This is a genomic window from Butyricimonas sp. Marseille-P2440 (genome assembly GCF_900091675.1).
GTDB lineage: Bacteria > Bacteroidota > Bacteroidia > Bacteroidales > Marinifilaceae > Butyricimonas > Butyricimonas synergistica.
Map to the genome: position 1 here is coordinate 26,443 of NZ_LT594608.1, position 18,681 is coordinate 45,123.

Here is an 18,681-nt window from a genome sequence, read left to right on the forward strand (position 1 = left end):
CTTATACACCAGCTTTTTTAATTTTTCCCTCCAACTTGTAAAGAACGATCCGGTCGTTCCGGGTTTTCGATCGTCCCTTCGTTATATGTGATCTCTTTCGAGGGGAATGGCATAATCCAACCGTCATCCTCCTCGTATTTCCCCAGCACATAATACCCCTCCAGATCTCCTCCTGTCATACTACCCGTGAAACGGTATTGACCGTGACGGATCGGTTCATTATACGGGTATTTCGTGTTCACGGCATAGCGTTTCAAATCCGGCCAACGATGCCCCTCGAAACAAAGTTCCTTGCGGCGTTCCGAACGGATGAAATTCACCAACTCTTCTTCTCCTAAAGAAGAAATTTCCGGCAACATACCTTCCGCATAACGGGTATCCAACAAGGGTTGCAACGTGGCAACAGCACCCGCCAAATCCCCCTTCATCGCCTGCGATTCGGCCTTATTCAAATAAATCTCCACCGTACGGATCAAGAATGATTCGAAAATTTTAGGATATTCCGTTCCTTTGGTACCTCCATCATAATAAGCATTCTTCACCACCCCGTAACGGGAAGTTGCCGTTGAATGTCGCTGGAAATAGCAATCAAAACGCAAATCTTTCACGCTTCCTCGATTATCAAATTCATTCACTAAACTTTCCGACAAAGTATATATCGCTCCATTCCCATGCCCGGAGGTAGGTTTCACCGTAATAAACATCTCCTGCACGATAGCATTCCCCATGGAGAACACGATCTCCGGATTGTCTTTCGTGTACAAGTGATCTCGCTCAACAACCCCTCCTTCCGTATTATACTCCCTCAAATCAGATAAACGATCTCCTCCCAAAGCAAAAGCGGAATCACATTGTGCGATTACCTCATCATATTTCTCCATGTACAAATACATCCGGCTCAACAAGATACGAGAAGCTAAATGATTGGCTCGATAAAAGGAAGGTTGTTCCACTCCCCGCAAATTATCGCAAGCATTTTTCAAATCCTTCACAATCATGTCATACACCTCCCCGACTGTCGCCCGGGAAAATTTATCCTCCGTCACCCATTCATCGGTTTTCAAGGGAACGCTCAAATCAGTTCCCCCGTTTTTCGCATCATAAGCCCAACCATATATATTACTTGACATCAAGTAATAAGCCGCTCTAAGGAACTGTCCCTCACCCCGGATTCTCATCCGTGTTTCAAGCGGTTCATCTGTAAACTCATCCACGTAATTAATAATTGTATTCACGTAAGCGATGTGTGCGTACAATTTATCACACGTTTCGTCTTTCACCTCTTCATCATAAAATGACCTGCGGAAAGGATCTTTTTGCCATGTGGCTGCTGCCCGCAAATAACCGATAGGCGTACCGGATAACCCCATTTCACTCGTAGCCGCCATCAACTCCTCCGCATCATCGTCCATCACGAACAACCAAGGATAGTAACCACCGGCAGCACCCTGGCTATCGTTATGCTTCATATACCCATTCCCTATCAACACCTCGTCCAAATCCTTGCACGAGGAAGCATATACCTGATCCTTGGAATACTCTTCCAAAAAATCACCGCACCCGTTCACGATCAAGCACAGAATCGCAAAATACACGTAAAACAATTTACATCTCATATTTTCCATTTTAGAACGTCACATTTAAGGTTAACGAATAAGTTGGGCGAACCGATATATTAATCAATTCCGTACTACCAGATTGCGAGGGATCCTGCCCTTTCAGGTCTTTGCTGCATATCGTGAACAGGTTCGTACCACTGACGGACAAGTAAGCCGATTGCATATAAAGATACTTGCAAATCCGCTCCGGTACCACATAACGCAACTGAATACTCGATAATTTCAAGTAATTACCGGAAGCCAAACGCACATCCGAGAAGTCATACATATCCCAGTAATTTTGTTCCCAATTATAAGGTTTACCATTCCACCAGTAATTATTCATTTTATTATACGCTTCACCACCTACAATACCCGGGATATTCGTGTATTTCTCGTCTCCCGGCACTCGCCAGCGCTTCTCCCACTCCCGACTCATGTTTCTCTCCGGGCGAGGGATGGATGCGTTGTCGTCATACATTCTGAATAAACGAATCTTGGAACCGATACTGTACGCCAAGTTGAACGCCAACACCCAATTGTTATACTCGAACGTGTTCGAGATACTTCCCTGCAAGAAAGGTTCTCGGCAACCGGAACGTTTCAACACGTGCGACAACCATATATCTTCCTTGTCTTTTCCATCAGCCATCATTTCCGTGTACATCTCGTGCGTGGAAAGCATTACAGGTTTACCCTCCCCGTCAAACAGGAGATTCCCATGTTCATCCGTTTTCTGTATATCCGTGTACTCCTCGGCTCCGTAGAATTCAGGAGCTCCCGTTTCATGGTTCAACCCCTTGAACCGGTAACTGTAGAACGTGTTCACCGGACGACCCGAAACGGGTAACGAACCGTTCAAGTACTCGGTAATGGAGATGTCGTTATCCTGCACTCGTTTATCTTTCGGCTTAATCTTGTCCACCAGCTGATTGACCACCGAACCGAAGTTCGGGTCAAACCGCCAGCGGAAACCGCGACGTTCCCCCGATGCAGACAACGCGGAAGAGGCTTTATTTATCATGTTGTTAATCGGCGTGAACGAGAAACCGAACTCGAAACCTTGATTGATCAATGTCCCGGCATTTACCGTGTAACTCTTCGTCCCGTTAAAACAAGACACCGTTTTCTCCAGGAAGGCATCCGTCGTGCGGCGGTAATAATATCCCAGGTTTCCTGTCAATTTATGGTTAAACAAGGCAAACTCCGTGCTGACGTTAAACGTGGAGGTTTTCTCCCAACTCAACACGGGATTCGGGAAATTGACGATCTGCGACTCGTACTCGCCAAAAATAACGTTCGTTCCACCCTTCTTGATGATCAACCGCGGGGATTCCGTGTTCGACATGTTCCCCTGGTAACCAAACGAGAGTTTCAAGGCGAGTGTATTTACCCAGCTTACCCCGTAAAGTAAATCCTCATGCATGTTCCAACGACCGGATAGCGACCATATCGGCAGGAACTTCTCGTTACTCCGGTCACCGAACTTGTTCGACCAATCCATACGCATGTTACCGTTCAGGATATACGTGTTTCTCCAAGCCCAAGAAACAGAAGCAATCGCACCTACCTGGCGAGTCAAATTATCCTGCAAGGATCCCCTGGCCTCATCGGAATGTGACCACGTCGTAAACTTACGGAACTTAGCTTCATCCCAATTATCAAAAATCATCCCCCGGTCTGGCAGGTAATTTCGCTTCGTGATCTTGAAACCTGAATACTTCGACGACCGTACCTCCCCGATCAAAGAAGCGCTTAAAGACTGGTTGTCATTCAACGCCTTGTTGAAAGAGAGCGTACCTCGCAAATTATAAGTCTCGTTCGTCGTGTTCGACAAGCGCAATTCGCCACCATTCACAATTTCAGCAATTCCCTCTTGTTGGTCTCCCGGTTTATAAGAACCAAAACCCACTTTGTAAATCTTTCTTCGAAAAATAGAGTAATATGAATCTTCACCAAACCAAGTATCATTATCCGTGTGGGAAACGTTATACGAGAAGTTCACGTCAAATTTCAACGACGAGATAAAACGATAACCCAACGACATCTGCAAACCGATCTGGTCCGTGTTGATGTGGTTCCATGAATTTTTCATCTCGTTGATAATGTTAAAATTAGAAACATGATACCCTCCCGGATCCACGTCGTAATAAAGCAATTCCCCGTCCTCCGTGTAAGCAGGAACACTCCGGGAAGTGTTATAGGCGTAATCAGCGACACTCGTAATATCATTATCCGGCGTATATTCTTTCTTCTGCAAATTCCCGTTCAAACCAAAACGAAAATCCCACTTCGCGTAATTCAAATTCAAGTTTACCATCGCCGTGTAACGCTTGCTAACCTCACCCTTGGCATTTCCCCGATCGTCCATGTACCCCACGGAGGAATAGTAACGCAAGTTCTCGGTACCACCGGAAACATTGACCGTGTGATTGTGAGAGTAGGTATCCTGCAACAAGAGCCCCAGCCAATCCGTGTTAGCAGTTTCCATCTCGTTCACGCGTCCCATGAATTCAGAATAATTAATTTTATTATTCAAGTAATCGGAATAAGCCGACTCGTAACCGACCCACGCTTGTAATGGCGGTACCCTCCAACCTGCTTGGATCGCCTCCCGGGAATAAGCAATACGCTCCATGGAATTCATCACGTTTACCGCCCGGTCCGTGTACCGCGGACGTTGGCGGAAAGTACCGGTCAAATTATAAGAGATAGACGGCTTACCCACTTTACCTTTTTTCGTGGTGATCACGATCACGCCATTCGATGCCTTCGGACCGTAAATCGCCGTGGCGGAGGCATCTTTTAGCACATCTATCTGCTCGATATCACTTGGATTCAAACCGGAAATCGCATTACCCAATAAATTCACATAATCCAAACTATTGATCTCCGCCGGATCAATGTTCACCGGGTCATCTAAAATTACACCATCCAACACGTACAATGGCTGCGTGGAACCCAGGATCGTAGTCGTTCCCCGGATCTTGATCTTCGGGGTAGCACCCACCTGCCCCGTGTTTTGCATGAAAATCATACCCGGCACCCGACCTTCCAGCATCTGGTCCAACGTGGCTACTCCCGGCTGCATGATCTCGTCCATTTTCAAAGAAGTAATCGCGCTGGTCGACGTCCGCTTATCCTGGTTGAAATACCCGAGGGATACCACCTCCTCCAATTCTTCCAAATCCTCTTCCATGATAACATGCAACGTATCTGTCTTCACGTTGAAAGGCACGGTCTGTTTCTTGAATCCGATAAACGTGAATTCCAACGAACCTTCCGTTATCGGCAGATCCAAAGCGAACCATCCCCGAACGTTGGTTGTCGTACCCAAAGATACCCCGGTCACTTTTACCGTTACGCCTGCCATCGGGGACTTTTGGGCATCCTGCACGAATCCCTTCAACCGAATCGTTTTCTTCTCCGGCTCATCAGATTTTGTTTGAAGTCGCAAAACAACCAACTGCCCACTTACTTCAAAATTCAGATTCGTTCCTTGTAAACAACGCTCCAACACGGCAAACAAATCTTCATTTTCCGCTTTTACAGAAAGATTCGCCACCTCTTTGACATCCTCACTGGAAAACAGGAAGGTATATCCCGATTGTTCCTGTAACAAATCCAACACGTGCAGGAGTGTTTCATTCTTCACATCCAAACTCACTTTCTGCTGGGAGAAAGTTGTCGCATGCACCGATGTCAAACTTAACACCAATAGGAAAAATCCAATTTTCATCATTCGTAACATTTTTTCCAGCCATTGCCTTCGGCAATAGCACGCATTCAACTTTTTTTTCATACATTTGTATTGACGTTAATATTATGGACTGTTTCCAGCAGTCCGTTTTGATTAAACCCGAGGGATGTTTCCAGCATCCCTTATTTCTTTACAATTATCTTATTTCCCTGATATTCAAAATGCACTTTACCTGTTTTTTCAAATTGCTCCAACAAATTTTCCACTCGTTCAAAACGGCTGATTACACCATAGAAACAAAGTGCTTCCAATTCCGGATCTGTAAACTCGTACTCAATCTCGTACCAACGGGCTAAAGTCCGCATGATATCCCGCAAAGGAGTGTCCCGGAAGACAAATTGCCCCTTTATCCACCGGGTATAAAGATCCGTGTTTACCTGTTTCACATCCAACAGACCGCTCACCCGGTCGAGTACCGCCTGCTCCCCGGGAGCCAATACCTGCCGCAAATCATCCTTTGCGGTCAGCACCTCCACCTTTCCGTGAACCAAAGTAGCACGTGTGACTGCCTCGTCGCCGTAAGCGTTCACGTTAAAAGCCGTTCCCAATACCCGCACGTTCATGTCACCCGTTTCCACCACGAAACGTCCTTTCCCGGATTCTACTTCAAAATATGCTTCCCCTTCCAAACGTACCCTGCGCTCCGACATCCCGAACGCTATCGGGTAAGTCAACCGGCTCTCCGCATTCAACCATACTCGTGAACCATCGCTCAGCGTAAGATGGTACTCTCCACCCCGAGGAACTTCCACCGTATGATAAAGCGTATCTCCCGCGACAAGATTATCTTCATAAGAAAGCGCTTCCTTTTTCAAACGCACGTTTACACCTTTATCTATAATAATCTGTCCCGGTTCCTTGGCTGCCAAATCAATCGTCGTTCCATCCGAAATAACCAGACGGACACTATTGTTCCCGAAAGCAATCGTCTGTAAAGGCATCTCTTTTGAAATTTCACGGGATGTCGATAACCAAAGCCCGATACTAGCGACCAAAAGCACCACTGCCGCCGCACTCCACGTGTACCACGAACGAATCCGTTTATCCTTGCGATCCCGGGCAAAACGTTGCCATGCCTTCGATACCCGAGCCTCATCGATCACGGGCAATTCCCGCTCGTAATACCGACAAGCGTGCTCCACGAAACGCCGCCGTTGCTCATCTCCCGCAATCCAACACTCCAAGCGTCCCCGCTCCTCGTCAGTCAAGCTACCGTCTATCCGTTTCCGGATTAAAGTCCAATCAATCTGTTCCTGATTCATGTCTTTTCCTTAAATTTCCTCTAAAAGACACGAACTTCAATTTTGGGTGACACGAAAAATGTTTTTTTTACACTTTTTTTATTCCATCAAACAGGATTTGAGAAATTCTTCTATTTCTTGTGCTGTAACAGAATAAATTGGATACAATTGTTCAAATTGCGAATCTTTGGTAAAACGCTTACCATTCGTAAGCATTGCTAAAAGATTTTTAGATTTTAACCGATGCCCCGAATAAGTTAATGCTAACGAAACCATATCTTGAATAGGGATACCACTTTTCAATATAGAATAAATATCATAATAGTCACGAAAGGTACTCCTGCGAAGCATTACTTCCATTTTCATGGCACCAATAGATTTAACATCCGCCAATCGCAAATTATTCAAAAAGTCTATCGGATTACTTACCGGAGAATATTTATCGCAAGCATAAAAAGAAAATTTCACTCCTGACACGAGATATTCAACGTGATCAATATCCAATATGTCTTTATGTTGTATTTCTCCGATAGTTGCAAGCTGTTTTTCAATCTGATACCAAGCGACTTCCATCTTTTCAGCTTTATTCGTGCGCCACCTCATAAAATCCAGATCTTCACTTTGACGAGTTCCTATCTGTAAAGACAAAGCAGTTCCCCCTACAAGAATATAAGGCTTTATACACTCAAGCCTTGAAACCGCTTCAAAAATTTCTCCGGTATGAGGGGCTAATCCTTTCATTGCATCAATTTATTAAAGTGACGAGTTTCCATTGATTTAAGATAAATGTCAGGTTTCCTTATCTTAAAATAATACCATGCTAAAAAACGGTTTAAAGTATAAAGATAATCTCCTTGTGGCACAAGACTCTCCAACCAAACTTTCTTTATCTTAGCGAAAGAATAAATTTTAAATAATTGCTTAATATCATCTAAATCAAGATGCAACAATGTTTTCTCGATTAAAATACCATCCGAAATATTTTTAATCGAATCTTCATTGAATGACCAAAAACAATGTTCTTGTTTCAGTTTTTCCAACAAATCCTGCTTTATTACATCTGCTACTGACATATCAATAATTATTAGAGATATACAAATTTAGTCAGATTCCGATTCAGAAACAAACTCTTCAAAAGAAAATATCAAGAAAAAGGCAAGAAAGATTTTCCCGTAGAATCTTATACGCACGTTTCAAATGGGTACGCACGGTATTTTCAGATAATTCCAGTTGTTCTGCGATTTCCAAATACGTTTTACCCTCCATCACGTGCATTTCTACTATTTTGCGCTGTTGCTCGGAAAGTTTCGACAGAGCCTGCTGCACCAAAGCGACCAACTCGGCATCGTCTTCCACTTCATCGTCGGCAAATGACAATACCAATGCTTCCGCCTGTCGTTTTTTGTACTCGTCCAAAAGACGCAAGCGCCTGAAATATCGTAAACAAGCGTGTTTCACAGAGGAATAAAGATAAGCTTTCAAATTCAGATTCTCCGGCAACTGCTTCCGCTTCTCCCACATCCCGGCAAAAACGGACTGAACGATATTCTCCGCTTCCTCCTCATCCATGACATAACCATAGGCAAATAAAAACAAGGGACGATAATAGTAACGAAAAGCACTCTCGAATTCCTTTTCTGAAGAAATCCGATTATTCTCCACCCCGTTATTCTGATTTAATTTGTCTATATCCATGACACCAAATACTTCTATATCGTGCAAAAATAAGAAAAAAGAAAATACAACAACAAAATAATTTTCTTATCGCAACCGTGGTTACTGCAATGGCGGTTGCGATAAATTCCGTTTAATCTGTTCCAACCCGGGACGTGAAAGCGGAGAATCCTTGAAACGGGTTTCAAAAGTAGCTTCATCCAATTCCAGCCAATCTTCCCGGCTCATACGTGTCAACCACTCGTTAGGCTGAAATTCGCCGACATGATGCAGTATCGCTTTCCCATTCCACGGGCACGCTTCCTGACAGGCGTCACACCCGAAAAAGCGTTGTCCCATCTTTTCCTTTACCGCCAACGGAATTTCACCTTTCTGCTCGATGGTATTATACGAGATACAAAAATTGGCATTCACCTCGTGAGGGGATAAAGCCCCCGTGGGACAAGCCTCCACGCAACGACGGCACGTCCCGCAAAAATCACGTTCCTCCGGCTGGGAATAGCTAGAAAATTCCAGGTCTGATATAATCACCCCGATAAAACAATACGATCCCAAGCGGGGATTCACCAACAAAGTATTGCGTCCGATCCATCCCAACCCGGCACGGCGAGCCCACTCGTGCTCGAATACCGGGGCGGAATCCACGAAACATCTGCCCCGAACGTCCCGCCCGGACATCTCCTTCAAAAAAGCCAACAACCGGAACAATCGCTCTTTCAATACAATATGATAATCTTTCCCGTAGGCGTAACGGGCAACGACAGGTACACTCTTCTCCTGTTGCCGAGGAGTATAATAATTCGTCAATGTCACGATCACGGAACGGGCTCCTTCAACAAGTAAAGCGGGGTTCTCCCGCTTCTCCACATTTCTTGCCATGTACCCCATCCCCGCGTGGAACCCTTTTTCTATCCAACGAAGCAGCGCCTCTTTCTCCCCGGTCAACACATCGACCGGAGCCACCCCGCAAGCATCGAATCCCAATCGCCGGGCGGCAACGGAGAGGTTTATAAGGTTCATATCCCGAACCCGAGCTCCAACTTCGCCACCTCGCTCATTCTTTCCGGAGTCCAGGCGGGCTCGAAAGTCAAGTTCACGGTAGCCTCGTCAATCCCGTCAATCGTCAATACCACGTCGTGCACCTCCTGCACGATCTGGTCGGCAATCGGGCATCCCGGAGCCGTGAGGGTCATCGTGATGATCACCTCATTCTGTTTCGGGAACTCGATACCGTAAACGAGTCCCAACTCCCATATATTCACCGGAACCTCCGGATCGTACACGGTCGACAACTTCTCGATCACCAAATCTTCCATTAAACTTTTTCCCATATCACATCATTTTCCCTCGTAAGCCAAGGCATAATACTTGATTTGTTTCACCATAGACAGCAACCCGTTCGACCGCGTGGGCGACAAATGTTGCGTCAACCCGATGGTATCGATAAAATCCAGATTCGCATTCACGATGTCGTGAGGCGTCTGGCCGGAAAACACCCGAATCAACAGCCCCGCAATACCTTTCGTGATAATCGCATCACTGTCAGCCTCGAAATACAACTTCCCATCTTTCAGTTCGGCATGGAACCACACCCGTGACTGGCAACCCTTAATCAGGTTATCTTCCGTCTTGTGCGCCTCGTCCATAGCCTCCAAGCCATTACCGATTTCGATCAGGTAAGCATATTTATCCATCCAATCGTCATACATGGAAAACTCCTCCACGATTTGATCTTGAATTTCTTTTATAGTCATTTCTCCTACATTTTGAAAATCTGTTCAATCTTCTTCAACCCGGCACAGAAGACATCTATCTCTTCCCGGGTATTATACATGGCAAGCGACGCACGAGCCATCGCGTTCACCCCGAAATGTTGCATCACCGGTTCGGCACAAAGCTGTCCCGTGCGGATCGCAATTCCCATCTTATCCAGTAACGTCCCCAAGTCAAAAGGATGGATGCCCTCGATCCCGAAAGAAATCACGGAAGATTTCTCTGCTGCATCCCCGTACAGGATGATACCGGGTATCGCACGAATCTGCTCCATCGCATACCCCAACAACTCGTGCTCGTAACGTGCCATCTCCTCCCGACCGATCCGGTTCACGTATTCCAACGCCTCGCCCAAACCGATTACACCGATAAAATCGGGAGTCCCCGCCTCGAATTTAAAAGGCAACTCGTTATAAGTCGTCTTCTCGAAACGAACCTCCTTAATCATCTCGCCCCCGCCTTGCCATGGCGGCATCTGCTCCAACAGGCTCTTCTTCCCGTATAACACGCCTACCCCCGTGGGTCCGTAAATCTTATGACCGGAAAAAGCGAAAAAGTCACAGTCCAACGCCTGCATATCCACCGGTATATGTTGTATCGCCTGCGCCCCGTCGACCAGCACATACGCCCCGAAAGCGTGCGCGGCGTCAATGATCTGCTTCACGGGATTGACCGTCCCCAACACGTTCGACACGTAAGCCACGCCGACCAGCTTCACCCGCCCGTTCATCAACTTGCCGAACGCCTCCATATCCAACTCTCCCTTGTCATTGAAAGGAACAACCTTCAACACGGCTTTCTTGCGTTCGCACAACATCTGCCACGGCACGATATTCGCGTGGTGCTCCATTTCCGTCACGACAATCTCGTTCCCCTCATGAATGAAAGCCTCTCCGAAAGAATGCGCCACCAGATTGATGCTCTCCGTCGTTCCCCGGGTAAAGACAATTTCCTCCGCGGATGCTGCACCGATAAACTTCCGCACAATCTCCCGGGCCTCCTCGTTCGCGTCCGTGCATTTATTACTCAAATAATGCACCCCGCGATGCACGTTAGAATTATAACGCAAGTAATACTCCGTCATTTTATCGACCACGGTCAGCGGACGCTGGGTGGTTGCCCCGTTATCCAGGTAAACTAACGGCTTTCCGTATATCTTTTCCTCGAGTATCGGAAAATCCTTCCTGATTTGACATCCATCGAACATAATTTATTTCTTACAGTGCATCACGCAATTGTGGCACTTCGTTAATTCTCCTCTTAAACGTTTATCCACCAAATCATCGATCTCCGCACGGAGGGGTTCCAACTTCACCCGTCCGACAATCTCGTGGACAAACCCGAACATCATCATCAACCGGGCTTCCGCCTCCCCGATACCCCGCGTACGCAAGTAGAACATGGCTTCCTCGTCGATCTGTCCCACGGTTGCCCCATGGCTGCACTTCACGTCGTCGGCATCGATCACCAGCTGCGGCTTCGTGTTCACCTGTGCCGTATCCGTCAACAACAAATTGTTGTTTGCCTGGTAAGCCTCCGTCTTCTGGGCATCCGGCCGAACCACGATCCGCCCCGCAAAATTCGCCAACGCGGCATCATCCAATACCCCTTTGAAATGCTGGTTACTCGTGCAACGCGGTGCTATATGGTCGATAAAAGTAAAATTATCCACCTGTTGCTTCTTGTCCGACAAATACATACCGTACAAATTACACTCGCATCCTTCCTCGGTCAAGGCGGCAAACAAATTGTTGCGTATAAACCCGCCGTAGAGCGAGATCACGTTCGCATCGTAACGCGAATCCCGTTTCTGTGAAACGAACACGCTGTTGATCTGCGATGCCTCTATATGTTGGTTCTGCACGTGATAATATTCGAACGCGGAATTCTCCCCGACCACGATTTCCGTCGCATTATTCGACAGGAACGCATCGTCCGACAACGTATGGTCGCACACCAGGATCGTCGCCTTGGCATTACGTCCCAAGATCACCATGTTCCGCTGGAAAGACATCAGGTCAGCATTTGCCCGCATCAGGTTCACCACCTGCAACGGACGTTCCATCACCACGTTATCGGGGACATACACGAACACCCCGTCCTGCGCGAAAGCCGTGTTCAGAGCCACCAGCCCGTCCGTATCCGCCGGGCACGTATATTGATTATAATGTTGCTCGAAAATCTCCTTGTACTTCACGCTCGCCTCTGCCAAGCTGCAAATAATCACCCCTTCCGGCATCTCGGGTACGACATTCTCACGCACGAACCACCCGTTGATCGTCAACAACAGATCGGTTTCCAAGTTCGGGACATGACATTTAAACAATTCGTTCAAATCTACCCCTTGCTTGATATGCTTCAACACCACCTTGTAATCCCGATCGAAAACGGGCAACGTGTCCGCGTACAGGTAATCTTCCGTCTTGTACGGGACACCACCCAACGCCATGAAACGCCCGAATGCCTCCTCCCGGCAGCGGTTCATCACGTCGCCGCAATCCTCCCGCAACAATTGTTGTCCCTCCCGGAAAAGAGTGGCGAAATCGTTATTTATTTTCTCTAATCTCTCCATTGTCTATTACTTAGCGGAATTCACTTCCTCTTTTATCCAATCATAACCGTGCTTCTCCAACTCTGCCACCAACTCCTTGCCGGCAGTCTTCACGATGCGACCGTCATACAGCACGTGCACCACGTCAGGCACGATATAATCGAGCAACCGCTGGTAGTGCGTGATTACGATCGTGGAATTGTCCGGGCGTTTCAACTTGTTCACCCCGCTTGCCACGATACGCAAAGCATCGATGTCCAAACCGGAATCCGTTTCGTCGAGGATAGCCAACTTCGGCTCCAACACCGCCATCTGGAATATCTCGTTTTTCTTCTTCTCGCCACCGGAAAAACCCTCGTTCAACGACCGGTTCAACAAGCGGCTGTCAATACTCACGAGTTCCATTTTCTCGCGAATCATCTTCAAAAACTCGCTTGCCGGGTAAGGGGGAAGCCCCCTGTACTTACGTTGCTCGTTCACGGCTGTCTTCAGGAAATTGACCGTGCTTACCCCGGGAATCTCTACCGGATACTGGAAACTCAGGAATATCCCTTCCCGAGCCCGGTCTTCCGCGGGCAATTCCAACAAGTTCTTACCCTCAAACCAAACTTCACCTTCCGTGACTTCGAAACATTCCCGTCCCGTCAACACGGCTGAAAGTGTACTTTTTCCGGCACCGTTCGGTCCCATGATCGCGTGAATCTCGCCTGCATTCACCTCCAAATCGATTCCCTTCAAAATCTCTTTCCCGTCTATCGAGGCGTGCAAATTCTTTATCTTTAGTAAACCCTTCATAATTCATTTTAGATTTAGTGATTCTGTGATTTAGTGATTATTAACCCACGCTTCCCGCCAGGCTGATCTGCAACAGCTTCTGCGCTTCGACGGCAAACTCCATCGGCATTTTATTGATAACATCCCCGGCGTATCCTTTAATGATCAAACCGATAGCATCCTCCGTGGATATACCCCGCTGGTTACAATAAAATATCTGGTCTTCACCAATTTTGGAAGTCGTAGCCTCGTGTTCCACCTGTGCCGTGGGATTAGCCACTTCGAGGTAAGGGAACGTGTGCGCCCCGCATTTATCGCCAAGCAGCAACGAATCACACTGCGAGAAATTGCGTGCCCCCTGGCAGCTTTTCACGACTTTCACTTTCCCCCGGTAAGAATTGGAACTGAATCCTGCCGAAATACCTTTCGACACGATACGGCTACGGGTATTATTCCCGATATGGATCATCTTGGTTCCCGTGTCCGCCTGCTGGTAATTGTTCGTCACCGCCACGGAATAGAACTCGCTCACGGAACCGTCGCCCTTCAATATCGTGCTCGGGTATTTCCACGTGATTGCCGAACCGGTTTCCACCTGTGCCCAAATCAGCTTGGCGTTCTCGCCCTTGCAGATACCCCGCTTCGTCACGAAATTATAAATACCGCCCTTCCCGTTCTTGTCCCCGGGATACCAGTTCTGTACCGTACTGTACTTCACCTCGGCGTTCTTCTCGATTACGATCTCCACGATGGCAGCGTGCAACTGGTTTTCGTCCCGCTGCGGAGCCGTACAACCTTCCAGGTAACTCACGTAACTCTCTTCCTCCGCCACGATCAGCGTGCGCTCGAACTGTCCGGTATTTGCCGCGTTGATACGGAAATAAGTCGACAACTCCATCGGGCAACGTACCCCTTTCGGGATATACACGAACGACCCGTCACTGAACACCGCCGAATTCAACGCCGCAAAGAAATTATCGGAATAAGGCACCACTGACCCGAGGTAACGTTTTATCAGATCGGGATGAGTCTTCACCGCCTCCGAGAAGGAACAGAAAATAACCCCCCGTTCCGCCAAAGTTTCCTTGAAAGTAGTCTTTACCGACACACTGTCCATAACGGCGTCAACCGCCACCCCGGACAGCACTTTCTGCTCGTCCAGAGGAATCCCCAGCTTATCGAAAGTCGCTTTCAACTCGGGGTCGACCTCATCCCATGACTTCTTCGCTTCCTGTTTCGGGGCTGCATAATACACTATATCCTGGTAATTAATCGGCGGAATCTCCAATTTCGCCCACGTGGGCATCTTCATGGTCAACCAATGCCGATATGCTTTCAACCGAAATTCCAGCAACCACTCGGGTTCTTCCTTCTTTTGTGAAATCAACCGGATAACGGATTCGTTCAATCCCTTCCCGATCATCTCGGTTTCCACGTCAGAAACAAAGCCGTATTTATACTCACCCTCGGTTACTTCATTCAATATATCGTCTTGTTCTTTAGCCATAACTTATTAATTGAAAATTGAAAATCGAAAATTGAAAATGACAGGGAAATACCGCCTGACAAGACCCAATTATTCAATTTGTGCAAAAGTACAAAAAAATATCTCCTCCCCAATGCCCTATAGAGTAGATATTATCTATCACCCGATAATTTATATTTACTGGCACAAAAAAAAGGAAATTGATTTGCTTATTTATTACCGTCTAGTTAGTTTTGCGAATAATTCAAAAATAAACAAACAGCAAATAACAACAAACCAGATGAAAAAAAGTTTTTATTTTCTAGGACTATTTCTGATGTCGCTAGTTACCTTTATTGCTTGTGACGATGACGACAAGAATGACAATGTAACGATCAAAGTAACCCAAACGGAGTTCTACACAGTCGGAGAAAAGCAAACCATAAAAGTACCTTTCACTGTGACCCCGACAGATTTTACAGTGACCGCAGATGCCATTGAAATGGGAGCTTTGAAAGTAAATACTTCCGGGGATAGACTTCACTGGGCAGTGAAGGATGTACGGGAAGGCAATACCGCCGGAGAGTGGATAGCTGACGTAGAGGTCGCTTTCAATGGGACAATCGGATTCACTTTTAGCACGGAAAACAATTTTCCCTCTAATATTTTCACCGTGTTAATGAAACAAGAAAACGGCGAAGTTTACGTGACAGACCCTGTAACATGGAAACGCTCGGATGCAGATTTTGACAATAAAGATGAAAGTATAGATTTATCCGCTATCGCGGAAAAAGCCGGAGGTTTTGGAAACCAAAACCAGGCATCCTTTGTAAATTTCCTCACGGGAACTTCCTTAGAAGAGGATTTTTGCTTGGAGCAGTTTAACAAAGGACGGCTTACACTAACAATGGTTGATTCCGAAAATGCAAACAACGGGGTATACGCTGTAACGGTTGAATCTAAATCTGACAATAAAAAGTTCACGATTTGGGTGCCCGTGGTGATTACAGATTAAAAACAAGTCAGATAAAAAGGCTGTGCCCGTGAGGCACAGCCTAATTTTACAATTTATACAAGCTAAAATCTCGCATATTTCCCTTACATTTTTCCGTCCCTTCTCTACCTGCCAAATGATTGTCGTTCGATTGTTATTCGATTGATAAACGAAATAATTCATCCAATAATTGTTTTATAACAGAATTATCTTGAGTTTCAAGGTAGGGAAAACCCGAAGAAATGCGCAACAAGAGCGAGTGATAGTGAACTCCCCCCCAAAGTTAAACATTAAACTAATCCGCCAATCATGTTAGAAAAATTATTTGGTTTCAACCCGAAAATCACAACCATCCGCACTGAAATTCTAGCGGGAATCACAACCTTCCTGAGCATGGCTTACATCCTTGCCGTCAACCCCAACATCCTAAGCACGACAGGCATGGATAAAGGAGCTCTATTCACGACCACCATTCTGTCCGCGGTATTCGCAACCCTGCTTATGGCTCTCTACGCGAAATTGCCTTTCGCGTTGGCTCCCGGGATGGGACTGAACGCCTTTTTCGCTTACACCGTTTGCATCACTATGGGGTATTCATGGGATTTTGCATTATCTGCCGTTCTGTTGGAAGGAATTATTTTCATTATTTTGACAGTAATGAACTTACGCGAGAAAATCGTCGATGCCATCCCGGCATCGCTAAAAAATGCTATCGGTGTCGGCATCGGCTTGTTCATCGCTTTTTTGGGACTACAGAATGCGGGTATCATCGTGAAAAACGACGCCACCTTGATAACCCTCGGTAACATCACCCAAGGGAGCCCCCTGCTGGGATTCATCGGTCTGGCTATCACTGCCGTGCTACTGGTAAAAAACGTGAAGGGAGCACTATTATGGGGCATCCTATTAACAACCGTCATCGGGATACCACTAGGTGTCACTCATCTAGAGGGTATCGTGAGCGTCCCGCCTTCTATTGAACCTATCGCATTCAAATTCAAGTTTGAGCATCTCCTTTCGTCAGATATGATTATTGTCGTTTTCACCTTCCTATTTGTCGATATGTTCGACACAATCGGCACGCTAGTGGGAGTGTCAAATAAAGCGGGCATGATGAAAAACGGTAAAATTCCCCGCCTCAAGCAGGCATTTATGGTGGATGCCCTCGGAACAACCGTCGGGGCGATGCTCGGCACGAGCACCATCACCACCTTCGTGGAAAGCGCCGCCGGCGTAGGCGAAGGAGGACGTAGCGGATTGACCTCTTTTGTTACGGCTCTCTGCTTTCTGGCAGCTTTGTTTTTAGCACCATTCTTTCTTGCCATACCGGGAGCAGCCACCGCACCCGTGCTGATTCTAGTCGGTCTGATGATGATTTCCTCTATCCAAAAAATCGACATGTCAGATTATTCGGAAGCCATTCCGGCATTTATTTGCATCATTTTCATGCCACTTGCTTACAGTATATCGGAAGGCATCGTGCTCGGTATGATTAGTTACGTGGTCATCAACCTGTGTAGTGGAAGATACAAGAAACTATCTTTCGCCATGTATTTACTCAGCGCTATCTTCGTACTGAAATATTTCATGTAACCGGGACAACCGCCAACATTTTGTTTCATAAATTCAAGTCCGCGACATATAAACTAACCGAAGCAGGGACGTAACCTATACCTTCCCCGCTTCGGAATACTTCATGAACGTCATACCCCCTTGACTTGAGCCACCAAGTACTTATTTGCGTCATTCGGCAATTTAGTGTATTTTTGTACACGAAACAAGAAAGACACGAAGTATGAGTGAAAACAAACCATTGACAAAACTATCCACGTTAGGGGAATTCGGGTTAATCCGTCACTTGACACAAGATATAAAATTAAAAAATTCTTCTTCCGTGAAAGGAGTCGGCGACGATGCCGCAGTACTGGACTACAAGGATAAAAAAGTGCTCATCAGCACGGACATGTTGATAGAAGGCGTACATTTCGACCTCGCATATGCCCCATTGAAACACCTGGGCTACAAGGCTGTGGCGACCAACGTCAGTGATATCTGCGCCATGAACGGCACGGCGAAACAGATCACGGTGTCGATAGCCATATCCAACCGCTTCTCGCTGGAAGCCATGGAAGAATTGTACGAGGGCATCTATCTTGCCTGCAAACAATACGGTGTTGACCTCGTGGGCGGCGACACGACTTCCTCCAAAACCGGAATGTGCATCAGCATCACAGTCATCGGCGAGGCAAACGAAGACGAGATCACATACCGCAACACGGCGAAAGAAAACAACCTCATCTGCGTCAGCGGGGACTTGGGAGCCGCCTACATGGGACTGCAATTGCTGGAAAGAGAAAAAATAGTATTCCAAGAAAATCAAAACTCTCAACCGGACTTCTCCGGCTACGAGTACATCCTGGAACGCCAGTTGAAACCGGAAGCCCGCATGGACATCGTCCGCCTGCTGAAAGAAAAAGGCATTCGCCCCACGGCTATGATGGACGTTTCCGACGGACTCTCGTCCGAGGTACTGCACATCTGCCACGACTCCGGTCTAGGGTGTAAAATCTACGAGGAAAAAATCCCTATCGACTACCAAACGTACAAAATGGCAGAGGAACTAAACATGAACGCCACCGTCTGCGCTCTCTCCGGCGGCGAGGATTACGAATTGCTGTTTACCGCACCACTGGAAGACTTCGAGAAACTATCCGCCATGGAAGGCATCAGTGTCATCGGGCACACTTGTGCCAAAAGCGAGGGATACAACCTGATTACCAAAGACGGCAATTCCTTCGAGTTGAAAGCCCAAGGCTGGGTAAACTTCAATCCCGATAACCAACAATAATCC

At 46.8% G+C, this 18,681-nt stretch carries 16 protein-coding genes; 3 read left to right on the top strand and 13 right to left on the bottom strand.

What is annotated here, in order from left to right; translation table 11 throughout:
- Positions 1 to 17 precede the first annotated feature (17 nt).
- From BN8899_RS03655 to sufB, 13 genes are all read right to left on the bottom strand, one after another.
- Positions 18 to 1,616 carry a RagB/SusD family nutrient uptake outer membrane protein gene (locus tag BN8899_RS03655; RefSeq protein WP_187376749.1) on the bottom strand — a complete coding sequence of 533 codons (1,599 nt, stop codon included), beginning with the start codon at positions 1,614 to 1,616 and terminating at the stop codon, positions 18 to 20.
- A gap of 10 nt (positions 1,617 to 1,626) precedes the next feature.
- Positions 1,627 to 5,340, bottom strand: coding sequence for a SusC/RagA family TonB-linked outer membrane protein (locus tag BN8899_RS03660; protein WP_187376756.1), 3,714 nt, complete (start codon positions 5,338 to 5,340; stop codon positions 1,627 to 1,629).
- Positions 5,341 to 5,480: 140 nt separating this feature from the next.
- Positions 5,481 to 6,620, bottom strand: coding sequence for a FecR domain-containing protein (locus BN8899_RS03665; RefSeq protein WP_065218356.1), 1,140 nt, complete (start codon positions 6,618 to 6,620; stop codon positions 5,481 to 5,483).
- Positions 6,621 to 6,698: 78 nt separating this feature from the next.
- Positions 6,699 to 7,340, bottom strand: a complete 642-nt coding sequence (locus BN8899_RS03670) for a nucleotidyl transferase AbiEii/AbiGii toxin family protein (protein WP_065218357.1) — start codon at positions 7,338 to 7,340, stop codon at positions 6,699 to 6,701.
- Positions 7,337 to 7,672 carry a hypothetical protein gene (locus BN8899_RS03675; RefSeq protein WP_065218358.1) on the bottom strand — a complete coding sequence of 112 codons (336 nt, stop codon included), beginning with the start codon at positions 7,670 to 7,672 and terminating at the stop codon, positions 7,337 to 7,339. The genes BN8899_RS03670 and BN8899_RS03675 overlap by 4 nt, the downstream gene beginning before the upstream one ends.
- A 58-nt stretch (positions 7,673 to 7,730) precedes the next feature.
- Positions 7,731 to 8,294, bottom strand: coding sequence for an RNA polymerase sigma-70 factor (locus BN8899_RS03680; protein WP_065218359.1), 564 nt, complete (start codon positions 8,292 to 8,294; stop codon positions 7,731 to 7,733).
- Positions 8,295 to 8,375: 81 nt separating this feature from the next.
- The gene (gene queG / locus BN8899_RS03685) at positions 8,376 to 9,293 is read right to left on the bottom strand and encodes a tRNA epoxyqueuosine(34) reductase QueG (RefSeq protein ID WP_065218360.1); all 918 of its coding nucleotides are present in this window, start codon (positions 9,291 to 9,293) and stop codon (positions 8,376 to 8,378) included.
- Positions 9,290 to 9,604: a metal-sulfur cluster assembly factor gene (locus BN8899_RS03690; protein ID WP_018338187.1), complete on the bottom strand. Its 315-nt coding sequence runs from the start codon at positions 9,602 to 9,604 to the stop codon at positions 9,290 to 9,292. Before BN8899_RS03690 ends, queG begins: the two co-directional genes overlap by 4 nt.
- Before the next feature lie 6 nt (positions 9,605 to 9,610).
- Positions 9,611 to 10,027 (bottom strand): SufE family protein, encoded by a 417-nt coding sequence (locus BN8899_RS03695; protein WP_065218361.1) that lies wholly within the window; start codon positions 10,025 to 10,027, stop codon positions 9,611 to 9,613.
- 5 nt (positions 10,028 to 10,032) lie between these two features.
- Entirely contained in the window at positions 10,033 to 11,253 is a 1,221-nt protein-coding gene (locus BN8899_RS03700; protein ID WP_065218362.1) for an aminotransferase class V-fold PLP-dependent enzyme, read from the bottom strand.
- Positions 11,254 to 11,256: 3 nt separating this feature from the next.
- A complete protein-coding gene (sufD, locus tag BN8899_RS03705) occupies positions 11,257 to 12,618 on the bottom strand; it encodes a Fe-S cluster assembly protein SufD (RefSeq protein ID WP_065218363.1) in 1,362 nt (453 codons plus the stop codon).
- 6 nt (positions 12,619 to 12,624) lie between these two features.
- Positions 12,625 to 13,392, bottom strand: a complete 768-nt coding sequence (sufC, locus tag BN8899_RS03710) for a Fe-S cluster assembly ATPase SufC (protein WP_018338191.1) — start codon at positions 13,390 to 13,392, stop codon at positions 12,625 to 12,627.
- A 40-nt stretch (positions 13,393 to 13,432) separates the two neighbouring features.
- Complete coding sequence (sufB, locus tag BN8899_RS03715; RefSeq protein ID WP_018338192.1) at positions 13,433 to 14,878, bottom strand: Fe-S cluster assembly protein SufB; 1,446 nt, start codon at positions 14,876 to 14,878, stop codon at positions 13,433 to 13,435.
- Between the two features lie 259 nt (positions 14,879 to 15,137).
- Here sufB and BN8899_RS03720 point away from each other — a divergent pair, with 259 nt between their 5' ends.
- The 3 genes from BN8899_RS03720 (at position 15,138) to thiL (ending at position 18,678) form a co-directional block, all read left to right on the top strand.
- Positions 15,138 to 15,851: a hypothetical protein gene (locus tag BN8899_RS03720; RefSeq protein WP_148375261.1), complete on the top strand. Its 714-nt coding sequence runs from the start codon at positions 15,138 to 15,140 to the stop codon at positions 15,849 to 15,851.
- A 288-nt stretch (positions 15,852 to 16,139) separates the two neighbouring features.
- Positions 16,140 to 17,423 carry an NCS2 family permease gene (locus tag BN8899_RS03725; RefSeq protein WP_065218365.1) on the top strand — a complete coding sequence of 428 codons (1,284 nt, stop codon included), beginning with the start codon at positions 16,140 to 16,142 and terminating at the stop codon, positions 17,421 to 17,423.
- Between the two features lie 202 nt (positions 17,424 to 17,625).
- Positions 17,626 to 18,678 carry a thiamine-phosphate kinase gene (gene thiL / locus BN8899_RS03730; RefSeq protein WP_065218366.1) on the top strand — a complete coding sequence of 351 codons (1,053 nt, stop codon included), beginning with the start codon at positions 17,626 to 17,628 and terminating at the stop codon, positions 18,676 to 18,678.
- Positions 18,679 to 18,681: the final 3 nt, after the last annotated feature.

What these genes read in the sequence shown, in the direction of transcription:
- BN8899_RS03665 (WP_065218356.1), bottom strand. Translation starts at nt 6,620, where the DNA reads ATGAATCAGGAACAGATTGATTGGACTTTAATCCGGAAACGGATAGAC.
- BN8899_RS03720 (WP_148375261.1), top strand. Translation starts at nt 15,138, where the DNA reads ATGAAAAAAAGTTTTTATTTTCTAGGACTATTTCTGATGTCGCTAGTT.
- sufC (WP_018338191.1), bottom strand. Translation starts at nt 13,392, where the DNA reads ATGAAGGGTTTACTAAAGATAAAGAATTTGCACGCCTCGATAGACGGG.
- BN8899_RS03675 (WP_065218358.1), bottom strand. Translation starts at nt 7,672, where the DNA reads ATGTCAGTAGCAGATGTAATAAAGCAGGATTTGTTGGAAAAACTGAAA.
- BN8899_RS03690 (WP_018338187.1), bottom strand. Translation starts at nt 9,604, where the DNA reads ATGGGAAAAAGTTTAATGGAAGATTTGGTGATCGAGAAGTTGTCGACC.
- BN8899_RS03670 (WP_065218357.1), bottom strand. Translation starts at nt 7,340, where the DNA reads ATGAAAGGATTAGCCCCTCATACCGGAGAAATTTTTGAAGCGGTTTCA.
- BN8899_RS03655 (WP_187376749.1), bottom strand. Translation starts at nt 1,616, where the DNA reads ATGAGATGTAAATTGTTTTACGTGTATTTTGCGATTCTGTGCTTGATC.
- queG (WP_065218360.1), bottom strand. Translation starts at nt 9,293, where the DNA reads ATGAACCTTATAAACCTCTCCGTTGCCGCCCGGCGATTGGGATTCGAT.
- BN8899_RS03660 (WP_187376756.1), bottom strand. Translation starts at nt 5,340, where the DNA reads ATGATGAAAATTGGATTTTTCCTATTGGTGTTAAGTTTGACATCGGTG.
- BN8899_RS03680 (WP_065218359.1), bottom strand. Translation starts at nt 8,294, where the DNA reads ATGGATATAGACAAATTAAATCAGAATAACGGGGTGGAGAATAATCGG.
- sufB (WP_018338192.1), bottom strand. Translation starts at nt 14,878, where the DNA reads ATGGCTAAAGAACAAGACGATATATTGAATGAAGTAACCGAGGGTGAG.
- BN8899_RS03725 (WP_065218365.1), top strand. Translation starts at nt 16,140, where the DNA reads ATGTTAGAAAAATTATTTGGTTTCAACCCGAAAATCACAACCATCCGC.
- BN8899_RS03695 (WP_065218361.1), bottom strand. Translation starts at nt 10,027, where the DNA reads ATGACTATAAAAGAAATTCAAGATCAAATCGTGGAGGAGTTTTCCATG.
- thiL (WP_065218366.1), top strand. Translation starts at nt 17,626, where the DNA reads ATGAGTGAAAACAAACCATTGACAAAACTATCCACGTTAGGGGAATTC.
- BN8899_RS03700 (WP_065218362.1), bottom strand. Translation starts at nt 11,253, where the DNA reads ATGTTCGATGGATGTCAAATCAGGAAGGATTTTCCGATACTCGAGGAA.
- sufD (WP_065218363.1), bottom strand. Translation starts at nt 12,618, where the DNA reads ATGGAGAGATTAGAGAAAATAAATAACGATTTCGCCACTCTTTTCCGG.